Raw genomic sequence first — 15,452 nt, forward strand, 5'->3', positions numbered from 1 at the left:
ACGCTTGACCCTATTCTGGTTGGCTAAAGACCAAGAGTAACGATTATTCTCACAACACAGCAGGAGGCCACAAGCCGTTCTTCTGTAGTTTTACTACTCGTATATACATTCGAAAGGCTGAAATGCCCGATGATTTGTAGTAAAACTACACGCCGCCGAATCAACCTCCGGCATTCCAAGAATTTATAACGTCTGCCCACAAGGCCAGTCGCTAACTCAGGCAACCGATTCTGGTAGCCTTTCCGCCCTGGAGCAAGCCATGCAAGACCTCGATCCCGTCGAAACCCAGGAATGGCTGGACGCCCTGGAATCGGTTCTCGACAAAGAAGGCGAAGACCGTGCTCACTATCTGATGACCCGTATGGGCGAACTCGCAACCCGTAGCGGTTCGCAACTGCCTTACGCCATCACCACGCCGTACCGCAACACGATCCCCGTTACCCACGAAGCACGCATGCCTGGCGACCTGTTCATGGAACGCCGCATTCGCTCGCTGGTACGCTGGAACGCGATGGCCATGGTGATGCGTACGAACCTGAAAGATTCTGACCTGGGCGGTCACATCTCCAGCTTCGCCTCCAGCGCAACCCTGTACGACATCGGCTTCAACTATTTCTTCCAGGCCCCGACCGACGAACACGGCGGCGACCTGATCTACTTCCAGGGTCACACCTCGCCAGGCGTCTACGCCCGTGCGTTCATGGAAGGCCGCATCACCGAAGAACAAATGAACAACTTCCGCCAGGAAGTCGACGGTCAGGGCCTGTCGTCCTATCCGCACCCTTGGCTGATGCCTGACTTCTGGCAGTTCCCGACCGTTTCCATGGGTCTGGGTCCGATCCAGGCGATCTACCAGGCACGTTTCATGAAGTACCTGGAAGCCCGTGGCTTCATCCCCGAAGGCAAGCAGAAAGTCTGGTGCTTCCTGGGCGACGGCGAGTGCGACGAGCCGGAATCCCTGGGCGCAATCTCCCTGGCTGGCCGCGAGAAGCTGGACAACCTGATCTTCGTCATCAACTGCAACCTGCAGCGCCTCGACGGCCCGGTTCGCGGCAACGGCAAGATCATCCAGGAACTCGAAGGCGTGTTCCGTGGTGCTCAGTGGAACGTGACCAAAGTCATCTGGGGCCGTTTCTGGGACCCACTGCTGGCCAAGGACGTCGACGGCATCCTGCAACGCCGCATGGACGAAGTCATCGACGGCGAGTACCAGAACTACAAGGCCAAGGACGGCGCGTTCGTCCGTGAGCACTTCTTCAACACGCCAGAACTCAAGGCGATGGTTGCCGATCTGTCCGACGACGAGATCTGGAAGCTCAACCGTGGCGGCCACGACCCGTACAAGGTCTACGCGGCGTACCACGAAGCGGTCAACCACAAAGAACAACCGACCGTTATCCTGGCCAAGACCATCAAGGGTTATGGCACCGGTGCCGGCGAAGCGAAAAACACTGCGCACAACACCAAGAAAGTCGACGTCGACAGCCTGAAGTTGTTCCGTGACCGCTTCGACATCCCGGTCAAGGACGAAGAGCTGGAGAACCTGCCGTTCTTCAAGCCGGAACCCAACAGCGCCGAAGCCCGCTACCTGAGCGAGCGCCGCACCGCATTGGGCGGTTTCGTACCACAGCGTCGCGCACAGAGCTTCAACATCCCGACGCCGCCACTGGACACCCTCAAGGCGATCCTGGACGGCTCGGGCGACCGTGAAATTTCCACCACCATGGCGTTCGTGCGGATCCTCGCGCAACTGGTCAAGGACAAGGAAATCGGTTCGCGCATCGTCCCGATCATCCCGGACGAAGCCCGTACCTTCGGTATGGAAGGCATGTTCCGTCAGTTGGGCATCTACTCCTCCGTCGGCCAGCTCTACGAGCCAGTCGATAAAGACCAGGTGATGTTCTACAAGGAAGACAAGAAGGGCCAGATCCTCGAAGAAGGGATCAACGAAGCAGGTGCCATGAGCTCCTTCATCGCGGCCGGTACTTCGTACTCCAACCACAACCAGCCCATGCTGCCGTTCTACATCTTCTACTCGATGTTCGGCTTCCAGCGCATCGGCGACCTGGCCTGGGCGGCCGGCGACAGCCGTACCCGTGGCTTCCTGATCGGCGGTACCGCTGGCCGGACCACGCTGAACGGCGAAGGCCTGCAACACGAAGACGGTCACAGCCACATCCTGGCTGCCACCATCCCGAACTGCCGCACCTTTGATCCAACCTACGGCTACGAGCTGGCGGTGATCATCCAGGACGGCATGAAGAAGATGACCGAAGAGCAGCAGGACGTTTTCTACTACATCACCGTGATGAACGAGTCCTACCAGCAGCCAGCCATGCCGGCCGGTGTGGAAGAAGGCATCATCAAGGGCATGTACCTGCTCGAAGAAGACAACCGCGAAGCGGCACACCACGTACAGCTGATGGGCTCCGGCACCATCCTGCGTGAAGTCCGTGAAGCGGCGAAGATTCTGCGTGAAGAGTTCAACGTCGGCGCCGACGTCTGGAGCGTTACCAGCTTCAACGAACTGCGTCGCGATGGCCTGGCCGTGGAGCGCAGCAACCGTCTGCACCCAGGCCAGAAGCCTAAGCTGAGCTACGTCGAAGAGTGCCTGAACGGCCGTAAAGGTCCGGTGATTGCCTCTACCGACTACATGAAACTGTTCGCCGAACAGATCCGTCAGTGGGTACCGTCCAAGGAATTCAAAGTCCTGGGCACCGACGGTTTCGGTCGCAGCGACAGCCGCAAGAAACTGCGTCATTTCTTCGAAGTTGACCGTCATTTCGTGGTGTTGGCAGCCCTGGAAGCACTGGCTGACCGTGGTGACATCGAACCTAAGGTTGTGGCTGAAGCCATCGCCAAGTTCGGTATCAACCCGGAAAAACGCAACCCACTGGACTGCTGAGGAGATTTTCCGTGAGCGAACTCATTCGCGTACCTGACATCGGCAGCGGTGAAGGTGAAGTAATTGAACTGTTTGTGAAGGTCGGCGACAAAGTCGAAGCCGACCAGAGCATCCTGACCCTGGAATCGGACAAGGCGAGCATGGAAATCCCTGCTCCCAAGGCCGGCGTGGTCAAGAGCCTGAAAGTGAAGCTGGGCGACCGCCTGAAAGAAGGCGACGAACTGCTGGAGCTGGAAATCGAAGGTGCCGCTGACGCGGCCCCTGCGCCAGCCGCTCCTGCTGCGGCTCCTGCCCCTGCTGCTGAAAAGCCTGCCGCTGCTGCCCAGGCCCCTGCGGCCCCGGCGGCTGCCCCTGCCGCCGCCACTGTGCAGGACATTCATGTCCCGGACATCGGCTCGTCGGGCAAGGCCAAGATCATCGAACTGCTGGTCAAGGTCGGCGACACCGTCGAGGCTGATCAGTCGCTGATCACCCTGGAATCCGACAAGGCCAGCATGGAAATCCCTTCGCCGGCTGCCGGCGTCGTGGAAAGCATCGCGGTCAAGCTCGAAGACGAAGTCGGCACTGGCGACTTTATCCTCAAGCTCAAAGTCCAGGGCGCAGCAGCTGCAGCCCCTGCACCTGCTCCGGCGGCAGCTCCAGCGGCCAAGGCTGAAGCGGCACCTGCCGCTGCCGCCCCTGCGCCTGCTGCAAAAGCTGCGGCCGCACCGGCCCCGACGGCTGCGCCAGCGCCAAGCGGTGCCAAGGTTCACGCAGGTCCGGCGGTACGCCAACTGGCCCGTGAATTCGGCGTCGAGCTGAATGCGGTGAGCCCTAGCGGCCCGCACGGTCGTGTCCTCAAGGAAGACGTGCAGGTTTACGTCAAGGCCATGATGCAGAAGGCCAAGGAAGCCCCGGCCGCCGGTGCTACTGGCGGCGCTGGCATCCCACCGATTCCGGTCGTGGACTTCAGCCGCTTCGGTGAAACCGAAGAAGTGCCGATGACCCGCCTGATGCAAATCGGCGCGTCGAGCCTGCATCGCAGCTGGCTGAACATTCCGCACGTGACCCAATTCGACTCGGCGGATATCACCGAGCTGGAAGCGTTCCGCATCGCCCAGAAAGCTGTGGCCGAGAAGGCTGGCGTCAAGCTGACCATCCTGCCACTGCTGCTCAAGTCCTGCGCGCACCTGCTCAAGGAGCTGCCGGACTTCAACAGCTCCCTGGCGCCAAGCGGCAAAGCGATCATCCGCAAGAAATACGTGAACATCGGTTTTGCGGTTGATACCCCAGACGGCCTGCTGGTTCCTGTGATCAAGAACGTTGATCAGAAGAGCTTGCTGCAACTGGCTGGCGAAGCCGCTGCGCTGGCTGCCAAAGCCCGCGACAAGAAGCTCACGGCCGACGACATGCAAGGCGCCTGCTTCACTATCTCCAGTCTCGGCCACATTGGCGGCACCGGCTTTACGCCGATCGTCAACGCACCGGAAGTGGCGATCCTCGGCGTGTCCAAGGCAACCATCCAGCCCGTCTGGGACGGCAAAGCCTTCCAGCCGAAACTGATGCTGCCACTGTCGCTGTCCTACGACCACCGTGTGATCAACGGCGCCGCTGCGGCCCGTTTCACCAAGCGTCTGAGCGACCTGCTGGGCGACATCCGCACCATCCTGCTGTAAGACGCAGGGCCCTTCCTCCACGAAGGGCCCCGCGCGCTCCACGTTTTCCGAGCGCCACGCTCGTACCTCAACCCCGCCAATTGGCGGGGCTTTTTTTGCCTGCAAAACAGTGCCCATCGCGACTGGCACTGGGGCAAAGCTAGTAAGAATTCCTACCCGCCCTATCCCCCAAGACCACGCCAACAGTTGACCTGGACCACATCCACGGTCCGCTTCCCCGCCAATATTTAAATGCCCCCCGGCCCTACGATGAATCGCCAAACGCACATACCGTGCTGGCCGCGACTTCCCTCGCCGCACTTCGAATGGATTCGAACATGCTCAAGCCTACTGTCGGCCCGATTGTTGGCCACACCACCTTTCACGACACCCGCCTGTTTCTGCGGGGCGCCCCAGTGACCAACGCCAGGGCATTCGCCGGGCTGCGTTATCGCCGCACGGGCGATACCGACTGGTCCCAAGGGCACTTCGCCGAGCTGACGGCCGCTCGCGACATGTCGGCGGTGATCGCACTGCACGGCCTCGCCAGCGATACCGAATATGAGTACCAGGCAGGCTGGTTCAACACTCGCGATACCCGACCAGCGCTGGAAACCCTTGACCCGCTGCAACTGCAATGGCCCCTGGAAACCTACCGCTTTCGCACTGCGTCCAGTGAACCCTGTACCCCCCGCAGCTACATCGTCGGCTCGTGTCGCTACCTGCGCATGACCCTGGGTATCGCGTCATTGCCCGCCAAGGGCGACCGGATCTTCGCAGCAATCAAGCGGCTGGCGCAGACCGCCTCGCCACCGATCAGCGCCCTGGTGATGACCGGTGATCAGGTGTACGTGGACGACATGAACGCCGTCGTCCCGGACCGCGATTACCCGGATATTCTCGCCAAGTACCGCGCGGCCTTTTCTCAGCCCCATATCCAGGCGTTGATGGCCTCATTGCCGACTTACATGATTCTCGACGACCACGAAATAGAAGATAACTGGCCCGCGAACGCCAGCCGCAACGACAACAGCCTGTATCACAACGCGATGGCCGCGTACGAAATCTATCAAGCCAGCCATGGCCCGGCGCATGAACGGGGGCCGGGCGAGCAACCCGCTGACCAGCCGCCACATTACTGGTATCAGTTTGCTCAGGGGGACATCGAATGGTTTGTCATGGACACCCGAACCCGGCGCAACCTGTCGGCCGACGATCGACGCATCCTCGATGCCGATCAGGAGCACGCGGTGCTCAAGTGGCTGATCAACAGCCCGGCGCGGGTCAAATTGCTGGTCACCGGCGTCATGCTGTTCCCCGACAGCAAAAGCAATGACGGTGACACCTGGAAAGCCTTCCCCGAACAGCGCCTGCGCATCCTCGAAAGTATCCGCCTGCACAAGATCAGGAATGTGGTGATCATCTCGGGCGACGTCCACGGCTCGCTCTCCTCGCGCCTACGCCACACAGCAGACCCGGACTTCGAGGTGCAAACCATCGTCTCGTCGCCGTTTTGCAACAGCCTCTGGCTGCCCTACGCCAAGGCCTCGTCGTTCATCCTTGACCAGCCATTGGCGAAAACCGCGGCCGGTGACTATTACCTCGAATGGACAAGCAAGGTGATCAGCCAGGACAACTTCGCCCACCTGACGGTGCACACCGAGCACATTCGCGTGGAGTACCGTGACCCGAATGGCGATTACCTGTATTCGGCCAACCTGCCACTGCACCCTCCCCAGCCGTCTCTGCCATCTGCTGTGTAGGTGCTTGCTTGCGGAATCCCACAAATTACGCGCAGTTTTCCTACAGAAATTCGTATTTATGCCGATAAAGACCTATAGCACTTAGCCTTCATCCTCTATTGTCAGCCAGGGCGGCATCATGCAACCTTGCCGCTGGCAACACAGAGGGCGTGAGCCCGTCGCGTTCAGCATTTTCGAAGCGAGTTTCTTCCATGAAAAGCCATCCCGATGCCACCAGCCGAATGGTGGCCGAGGTAGTGACGCAATTGCCTGTGCCCTCGCGGCTCGGCATGCTGCGTTTCGAGCGGCTGAATGAAGCAAGCTGGGCCCTGCTGTTTCTCGACCCCAACTGCGAACGCCAGTTCGGCCTGCCCGCGGTAGAGCTTTGCGCCCTGGTCGGCTCGCCCTACGCCAGCCTGATGGAGCCTGAGGCGCGCTATCAGTTGCACGACACGATCCAGCAGCAACTGAGCCAAAGCCCCCATTACCTGATCCGCTACACCCTGCACACGGCCCAGGGCTCCCTGAGCCTGCTGGAAATGGGCGAAGCCTATAAACAACACAATCGCCACCTGCTACGCGGTTATCTGCTGGTGGTCGACGGCCTGTTCGAAGACGACCCCCTGCTGCCGGCGCTCGACCTGGAAACCCAGAATTCGCGCCTGCAGATTGCCCTGGAGCTGAACCAGCGTGCCCAGCAGGAACAGCTCCAGCACCTGGAGCGCGTGCGCGCCCAGCAAGAGTTGATCCTGCTGCTGACGCGCCAGCGCTACAGCTCCGGCAATTCGTTGCGCGAAGCGGCGGAGCTGATTACCCGCAGTGCCTGCGATATCTACCAGATCGACAGCGCCAGCCTGTGGAACCTGGAAAACCGGCAACTGCTGCCGATCTCCGCCTACCATCGCCCTTCGCAGGAACACCGGCTACCGGACGTGATCGACGCCAGCGGCTTCCCCGATTACCTGGAAGCCCTGCACTCGAGCCGGGCCATCGATGCCCACAACGCCATGCATGACCCGCGCACCCGGGAGATGGCCGAGAGCCTTCGCCCGCGGGACGTCAACGCCATGCTCGATGCCAGCATCCGCGTGGACGGCCAGGTGGTTGGCGTCCTGTGCCTGGAACAGACCGGCGTGACCCGTGCCTGGCAATCGGACGAAATCGCCTTCGCCGGCGAGCTGGCCGATCAGTTTGCCCAGGTCATCAACAACCACAACCGGCGCACCGCCACCAGCGCCCTGCACCTGTTCCAGCGTGCGGTCGAGCAAAGTGCCAATGCCTTTTTGCTGGTCAATTGCGACGGCGTGGTCGAGTACGTCAACCCCAGCTTCACGGCGATCACCCAGTACAGCACTGAAGAAGTCCACGGTCAGCGCCTGTCGGAACTGCCGGCCCTGGAAAATCTCAGCGAACTGCTGTTCGACGCGCCCTCCAGCCTGGCCAAGAGCAACAGCTGGCAAGGTGAATTCAAGAGCCGGCGCAAGAACCTGGAGCCCTACTGGGGCCAGTTGTCGATTTCCAAGGTGTATGGCGACAACCGCGAGCTGACCCACTACATCGGCATCTACGAAGACATCACCCAGACCAAGCTCGCCCAACAGCGCATCGAGCGCCTGGCCTACACCGACAATCTGACCAACCTGGGCAATCGCCCGGCGTTCATCCGTAACCTCGACGAACGTTTTGCCCGCGACAGCGACAGCCCGATCTGCCTGTTGCTGGTGGACATCGACAATTTCAAGCGGATCAACGACAGCCTCGGCCACCAGACCGGCGACAAGCTGCTGATCAGTCTGGCCCGCCGCCTGCGCAACAGCCTGAGCCCGAGCGGCAGCCTGGCGCGCTTTGCCAGCAACGAATTTGCGGTGCTGCTGGATGACGCCAGCCTGAATCTCGGCCAGCAAATGGCCAGCCAGCTGTTGATGACGCTGGACAAGCCGATGTTCGTCGATAACCAATTGATCAGCGTCACCGCCTCCGTCGGCGTGGCCTGTGCGCCGCTGCACGGGCGCGACCCGCAAACACTGATGCGCAACGCCGGGCTGGCCCTGCACAAGGCCAAGGCCAATGGCAAACATCAGGTCCAGGTGTTCACCGAGGCCTTGAACGCCGAGGCCAGCTACAAGTTGTTCGTGGAGAACAACCTGCGCCGCGCCCTCACCCAGAACGAACTGGACGTGTTCTACCAGCCCAAACTGTGCCTGCGCTCCGGGCGCTTGCTGGGGATGGAGGCGCTACTGCGCTGGAACCACCCGGAAAAGGGCATGATCCGCCCCGACCAGTTCATCAGCGTCGCCGAAGAGACCGGCCTGATCATCCCCATCGGCAAATGGATCGCCCGCCAGGCCTGCCGCATGAGCATCGAACTGAGCGCTGCCGGGCTGGGCAACCTGCAGGTGGCGATCAACCTGTCGCCCAAGCAGTTCTCCGACCCGGACCTGGTGTCCTCGATTGCCAACATCCTCAAGGAAGAAAAGCTGCCCGCCCACCTGCTGGAGCTCGAACTGACCGAAGGCCTGTTGCTGGAAGCCACCGAAGACACCCACCTGCAACTCGACCAGCTCAAGCGCCTGGGCCTGACCCTGGCCATGGACGACTTCGGCACCGGTTACTCGTCCCTTAGTTACCTGAAGAAATTCCCGATCGACATCATCAAGATCGATCGCAGCTTCATTCATGAAATCCCGGATAACCAGGACGACATGGAGATCACCTCGGCCGTGATCGCCATGGCCCACAACCTCAAACTCAAAGTGGTGGCCGAGGGCATCGAGACGGCCGAGCAACTGGCCTTCCTGCGGCGCCATCGCTGCGACGTCGGCCAGGGCTACCTGTTCGACCGGCCGATCCCGGGGGCCGAGCTGATCGACAAGCTCAAACGCTACCCACGCGGCCCAATTGCCTGACTGAGTCATCCCTGTGGGCGCTCGCTCCCACGGGGATTATTCGGCACACTGGCGGTCTGACTACTTACATACTCTGACTGAGAGGACTGATCATGGTCTTGCGCTCGGAAATTCTGGTGAACAAAAACGTGCTCCCAACTAAAGAACAAGCCCTGCCCGGCCGCGAAACGCCAATCACCGTGCCGGAGAAACACTTCGTCAACAAGGACCAGTACATGCTGGGTCCCTTCATCGGCAATGTGGAGTTCGCGATCTTCGGCCTGGGCTGCTTCTGGGGCGCAGAACGCAAGTTCTGGCAGCGTGAAGGCGTGGTCAGCACGGCGGTGGGTTATGCCGGCGGCTTCACCCCCAACCCGACCTACGAGGAAGTCTGCTCGGGCCTGACCGGCCACACCGAAGTGGTCCTGGTGGTGTATGACCAGGACAAGGTCAGCTACAAAGAACTGCTGGCGATGTTCTGGGAGCTGCATAACCCAACCCAGGGAATGCGCCAGGGCAACGACATCGGTACCCAGTACCGTTCGGTGATCTACGCGGTCAAACCTGAACAACTGGACGAAGCCAAGGCCAGCGAGAAAACGTTCCAGGCAGAACTGACCAAGGCCGGGCTGGGCACCATCACCACCGAAATCGAACAGGCCCCGACCTTCTACTACGCCGAGGCCTATCACCAGCAGTACCTGGCAAAGAACCCGGAAGGCTACTGCGGGATCGGCGGCACGGGCGTGTGCATGCCGCCGAGTCTGGCGGGGAATTAATCCTTAAAAGCATCGCGGGCAAGCCGAGCGCCGCCCGCGATGGCGTCCGATCAGACGCCGTCAAAACGGCCGATCAACTCTCGGCAATCAACCAATCCATCTGCCACCCACCCTGGGTCTGGCCAAGCTTCTGCGCCAGCCAGGGCAGCAGCTCCCGCAACTCCTCTTCCAGCCCCCACGGCGGATTGGCAATCGCCAGCCCGGAGCCGTTCAGGCTGTTGGGCGTATCCAGCGGATGCACCAGCAGTTCCACCCGCAACAACTTTGGCGCCCCCGTACCGGCCAGGTCCTGATAGAAGCGGCGCAACAGGCGCTGGTCCTTCACCGGGTACCAGATCGCAGCCACGGTTTGGCGCATGCGGCCAATCGCTTCTTTGAGCGCTGCAGCACAGCGCTGCATCTCATCGAGTTTCTCGAACGGCGGATCGATCAGCATCAAGCCGCGTTTCTCGGGCACCGGCAGCATCGCCCGGGGCACATGCCAGCCTTCGCCCAGGTGCACTTTGACCCGGCGATCACCCTTCATGTTGTCCTTGAGCAGCAAACCGTCTTCGGGGTGCTTCTCGTTGAGCAGGACCCGATCCTGTGGACGGGTCAGACGCCGCGCCAGCTCCGGCGAGCCCGGGTAATAGCGCAACTGGCCATCCGGGTTCATCTCGTGCAGCACCTGCATGTAGTCGGCCGTCAGCACCGGCAGATCCGGCTCGCCCCACAATCGCGCGATACCCTCCAGGTACTCACCGGTCCGGCTGGCCTGATCGCCCTGCAGGTCATACAGACCAATGCCGGCGTGGGTGTCGAGATAGGCAAACGGCTGCTCCTTGCGCGACATCAGGGCGATGAGGCGGGTCAAGGTCAGGTGTTTGAACACGTCGGCGTGATTGCCGGCGTGGAAGGCGTGACGATAATTCATGGCTGCTCCTGCGAAGGAGGCGAAGTTTACCTTTTACCGGCCAGCAAGTCAGGGGTTCGCCCTCCAAATCAGACAACATCCAGCTCAGCTAGCAACGCGAGACAAAGCATAACAACCAACAAAATTATACCAACCCACTGCAAAGCGATTAGTTTTTGTTTGAGAGGAACAGGTAGCTCTTTTAAATCGTCAGGATTGAGAAGTCCGTGCTTAATGTAAAAGGTAGAGAAGGCCACACAACCTGATATACGACCAATCATCATTATTCTTCCCCACACCCCGCTATATTCAAAGGCACTCCCCTCCGTAACGCCCCAGCTGTTTTTAAAACATCGCTGAAGAATATCCATTTTTGTGTTTGCTAGAAAAAGCATGTAGCCAATTCCCGCGAACAACCCTGCAATGTCAATAATTCCTACGACAAGGAATAATGTATCAGCGGTGCTCAGGGTCAATTAAGAGACTCATATATTGTTTCGGTTGCACCTTCACCAGCCTTCCCTCCGGTATAGCTTGCTGAAAGTAAAAAAATGAGGACTGATTTATTTTCACCAAAAATTCTTTTCACCAAAACCCTCTTAAACGAGTGGCATACACTGCAATTAACTGCGGCGTCATCGCGTCTTGGCCAGCTATTTGAGCGCTCCGGATTTCCATAACGCGACCAGTAAGACCATAGCAGTGAATGACACGATAACACTCCATTGCAGCACAACTAACTTCCATCTTAGCGGACGAGGAAAGCCTGCAAAGTCCTGAACACTTAGAATACCGTGCTTAATGAAAAAACTTGGAAAAGCAAGAACCATACAAGCGCTTCCCACGAGCTGAAGCCTACCCCAATAACCCTTATGTATGCGTGCAGCATTAGATATGCTTGGGGAGCTATTCTTGAAATGCCCCAATAAGAACTCTCTTTTCGTATACCCCAAGTGCAATGCGAAACAGTTGCCGACAAGTACGAATACGAACGCCAAGCCACACAAACTGCCAGCAATCATTTCTGCAGTAGTCATTTCGTCGACTCGTAAATCGCTTCGCCTATGAACTCGCCGCTCATTTCTCCCAACGTACCCCCCGCATACGAGCCAGCGCCCACAGCAACGATACTGCAAGCAAGCGTTAAAAAGCCGCCTGTTGGAACTCCCAGAGCAACGCACAGGCCTCCGACTACCGGCGCGGTTAATATCCTGCCTGTGGCCATGCCAGCAGCCACTCCTACCGTGAAACTCCCTGACTCAGTAAGCCGGATTCGTCTACACGCTTCGCTATTTCCTGCAGCACACACATCCTGAACCTTCGCAGCAGAAGCTCCTCCGCCGACGGCAGTCCCTAACCAACCGCCGTACTGGACATATTTTGAAGCCCTCGCTACTCCTTCAAGATGTGTGGCATGCCCCGGTATTTGCCCCGCTGGGCTGGCATTAGTCCAATGGTGGACCAGGCTTTGACTGGAGATACCCAGCATTTTTTTCAAATTGATGTGCTGGGGAAATCCAATGCCCTTGCGGGTCAGTGCCGTCATATGGCTGTTCAGTTGAGCGAGCAACCGCTGGCGTTCTGCAAAAAAAGCCGGCGAGCGCAGGTGCCCATCTCTTTGGAGCGTCGCCTGTTGCAACACTTCAATATCCCTCAAAGCACTGCCTACGTTATCCAGATTGCTCTTGAAAATGCTCGCGCCGACACCGATAGCGCCAGAGCCATAGCTCAGGAAGGTCTGGATTACATCCCGGTGTTGCATCATGAAATCCGCTTCTTGCGGGCTAAGCGTTTCAAGCACCTGGTTGGTCCTGGCTGCCACATCCATGAGCAGCGCTTCTTCACGGCTGCACTGGAAGTTATTGGGATCGCTCAGTACGATCATCGAGCCGGCCTTGACGTCCCGCAGATTGGGATTGAGCAGTTTGAATTTGCCCATTACCGCCGGGTCGCGCAGGGTGAACAACGAAGCCTCGAGTTGTTCGCCGGTGGTGCTCCTGGGCACGATGTAGAACCCAGGGTCTGCTGGTTGTGCGTTGTTGCCATGCATTGGCACCTGAGGATTCGGCGCAGGCATGAAGCCGGATGAACGTGGCGTTGTAGGGTGGCTGGTGGCGGATGCGACCGGCTGGACAGGGGCCATGGCGGCACGCTGTGCCGCACCTCGCGCGGGCTCGTAAGAGACGCTGGTCAATGAGGGAATCAACTCTGCTTTACAGGGGCAGCTACTGAGGCTATCCAGCGACCCCGCGACAATCCTGCCGTGGCTGGTGATGTGTGAGACGCCACCTGCAATCACGTAGGTTTCATTGTCCTTTCCGCAAGAAACCCGGTCGCCATCCCGCGCATGGGCGAAGCCAAACAGCGTGACGCGAGTATCTGCCTCCAGAACCTCGCCACCACAACTGGTCTTGTCACCTTTACGAATGAAATATCCCTTCGTCATTGCTTGAACTCCTTGTCTGCTGGCTGCGCACTTGCACGGGGCTAGCGCAAAGTACGTGGCCGCAGAGGAAACTCAAGACAGGGCATCGCGAATGGGAAATCTCCCACGAACAACCCAGAAACAGGAGACAAAAACCACCGTTGAGCCCATGACCGACTCAAACAGGGCCCACAAAAAAACGGCCCGCATCCATCAGGCTGCGGGCCGTTCTTTGATCAGCGATTGATCAGGGCATTGGCCCTGGCAATTACTTGTTCAGGTGGAAATCTTTCTCTGCTGCGGCAAAGCGCTGCAGCATGCCAGCCGTTGGTTCGCCCATCTTGCTGACCAGGAAGATCGCCAGGCTGGCGAAGATGAAGCCTGGGATGATTTCGTACAGACCCAGCAGTTCGAAATGCTTCCAGGCGATCACGGTAACCGCACCCACCACGATACCGGCCAGTGCGCCGTTACGGGTCATGCCTTTCCACAGTACCGAGATCAGCACCACCGGACCAAAGGCGGCACCGAAGCCGGCCCAGGCGTAGCTCACCAGGCCCAGTACGCGGTTTTCCGGGTTGGCTGCCATCGCGATGGCCACCAGCGCAACCGCCAGAACCATGGCGCGGCCGACCCAGACCAGCTCGACCTGGGAAGCGTTCTTACGCAGGAAAGCCTTGTAGAAGTCTTCGGTCAGGGCACTGGAGCACACCAGCAGTTGGCAGCTCAGGGTGCTCATGACCGCCGCCAGGATGGCCGACAGCAGCACGCCAGCGATCCATGGGTTGAACAGCAGCTTGGCCAGTTCGATGAACACACGCTCAGGGTTCTCAGTCACGGGACCGGCTACTTCCGGGTGCGCCGAGAAGTAGGCGATGCCGAAGAAGCCCACGGCCACGGTGCCGCCCAGGCACAGGATCATCCAGGTCATGGAGATGCGACGCGCCTTGGCGATCGACTTCACCGAATCCGCCGCCATGAAACGCGCCAGGATGTGCGGCTGGCCGAAGTAGCCCAGGCCCCAGCCCATCAGCGAGATGATGCCGATGAAGGTGGTGTTCTTCAGCATGTCGAAGTTGCTTGGATCTTGCGCTTCGATGGCCAGGAAGGTGGTGTCGACGCCGCCAGTGGCCAGCAGCACGATGATCGGCGTCAGCAACAGGGCGAAGATCATCAGTGTGGCTTGTACGGTGTCAGTCCAGCTCACTGCCAGGAAACCACCAACGAAGGTGTAGGCAATGGTCGCCGCAGCACCGGCCCACAGCGCGGTCTCGTAGGACATGCCGAAGGTGCTTTCGAACAGACGGGCACCGGCCACGATGCCGGAGGCGCAATAGATGGTGAAGAACACCAGGATCACCACGGCAGAAATGATCCGCAGCAGACCGCTCTTGTCTTCGAAACGGCTGGAGAAGTAGTCCGGCAGCGTCAGTGCATCACCGTTGTGCTCGGTCTGTACCCGCAGGCGACCGGCCACGAACAGCCAGTTCAGGTAAGCACCGATGATCAGGCCGATGGCGATCCAGCTTTCCGACAGGCCCGACATATAGATGGCGCCTGGCAGGCCCATCAACAACCAGCCACTCATGTCCGAGGCGCCAGCGGAAAGCGCGGTCACGACGCTGCCCAGGCTACGGCCACCGAGAATGTAGTCAGACAGGTTATTGGTGGAGCGATAGGCCATGAAGCCGATCAGCACCATTGCTGCGATGTAGATCACGAACGTGATCAGGGTTGGATTGCTTGCACTCATTGAGTTACGCCCTGGCTTTGTTTTTATGTAGCGGCGGTCTGTTGAACCGCCACCAAACGATTACGTTTGAAAGACGATTGGAGAATCCGCGCATTTATGACTGATGTTTCCCCAGGAAAGCCATCAGCCGATGAACCGTCTCGTGGATGGTTGCACCTTGGGCGCGAATGCTATTCAACAAAGCAAATGAGGTGCAACCTGTTTCGTCCGAATAAGTTGCACCCAGTCGGAAATTTATTTTAGAGGACAGTTTTTGCTCCTTTTCGGAGCAAGAAACTCAATGGACTGGGACAAAAAGCACCAAGCAGGAGCGACCGGCACTTGCTTGAATTTATTTCCTGACGAACTGCCGTTAATTCCGGCAAAAAAAGGGTTGCACCCGGTTGCACCTCATTCGGCGCGCGGCTAATCTTGCCGCCAGCTGATGCCACGCGGTC

The 15,452-nt window shown here is 59.2% G+C and carries 9 protein-coding genes; 5 read left to right on the forward strand and 4 right to left on the reverse strand.

Going from position 1 to position 15,452, the window contains the following annotated elements; all coding sequences use genetic code 11:
- Window positions 1-259 precede the first annotated feature (259 nt).
- From aceE to msrA, 5 genes are all read left to right on the forward strand, one after another.
- Window positions 260-2,905, forward strand: coding sequence for a pyruvate dehydrogenase (acetyl-transferring), homodimeric type (gene aceE, locus Q1W70_RS07990; RefSeq protein ID WP_166592070.1), 2,646 nt, complete (start codon window positions 260-262; stop codon window positions 2,903-2,905).
- A gap of 11 nt (window positions 2,906-2,916) precedes the next feature.
- Window positions 2,917-4,560 carry a dihydrolipoyllysine-residue acetyltransferase gene (gene aceF / locus Q1W70_RS07995; RefSeq protein ID WP_182343227.1) on the forward strand — a complete coding sequence of 548 codons (1,644 nt, stop codon included), beginning with the start codon at window positions 2,917-2,919 and terminating at the stop codon, window positions 4,558-4,560.
- A 317-nt stretch (window positions 4,561-4,877) separates the two neighbouring features.
- Window positions 4,878-6,302, forward strand: a complete 1,425-nt coding sequence (locus Q1W70_RS08000; protein ID WP_302098742.1) for an alkaline phosphatase D family protein — start codon at window positions 4,878-4,880, stop codon at window positions 6,300-6,302.
- 191 nt (window positions 6,303-6,493) lie between these two features.
- The gene (locus Q1W70_RS08005) at window positions 6,494-9,187 is read left to right on the forward strand and encodes a sensor domain-containing phosphodiesterase (protein ID WP_185817849.1); all 2,694 of its coding nucleotides are present in this window, start codon (window positions 6,494-6,496) and stop codon (window positions 9,185-9,187) included.
- A 92-nt stretch (window positions 9,188-9,279) separates the two neighbouring features.
- Entirely contained in the window at window positions 9,280-9,945 is a 666-nt protein-coding gene (msrA, locus tag Q1W70_RS08010) for a peptide-methionine (S)-S-oxide reductase MsrA (protein WP_166593086.1), read from the forward strand.
- Between the two features lie 73 nt (window positions 9,946-10,018).
- Here the strand turns inward: msrA and Q1W70_RS08015 are convergent, their stop codons facing one another.
- The 4 genes from Q1W70_RS08015 to putP all read right to left on the reverse strand — a co-directional run bounded on the left by Q1W70_RS08015 (window position 10,019) and on the right by putP (window position 15,015).
- Window positions 10,019-10,858, reverse strand: a complete 840-nt coding sequence (locus tag Q1W70_RS08015) for a 23S rRNA (adenine(2030)-N(6))-methyltransferase RlmJ (RefSeq protein WP_182343221.1) — start codon at window positions 10,856-10,858, stop codon at window positions 10,019-10,021.
- Window positions 10,859-10,926: 68 nt separating this feature from the next.
- Window positions 10,927-11,313: a hypothetical protein gene (locus Q1W70_RS08020; protein WP_265537096.1), complete on the reverse strand. Its 387-nt coding sequence runs from the start codon at window positions 11,311-11,313 to the stop codon at window positions 10,927-10,929.
- Between the two features lie 557 nt (window positions 11,314-11,870).
- Window positions 11,871-13,283: a PAAR domain-containing protein gene (locus Q1W70_RS08025; protein WP_302098743.1), complete on the reverse strand. Its 1,413-nt coding sequence runs from the start codon at window positions 13,281-13,283 to the stop codon at window positions 11,871-11,873.
- Window positions 13,284-13,530: 247 nt separating this feature from the next.
- Window positions 13,531-15,015 (reverse strand): sodium/proline symporter PutP, encoded by a 1,485-nt coding sequence (gene putP, locus Q1W70_RS08030; RefSeq protein ID WP_302098744.1) that lies wholly within the window; start codon window positions 15,013-15,015, stop codon window positions 13,531-13,533.
- Window positions 15,016-15,452 lie beyond the last annotated feature (437 nt).

The organism is Pseudomonas kielensis, from assembly GCF_030505375.1.
In the GTDB taxonomy this organism is placed as follows: domain Bacteria; phylum Pseudomonadota; class Gammaproteobacteria; order Pseudomonadales; family Pseudomonadaceae; genus Aquipseudomonas; species Aquipseudomonas kielensis.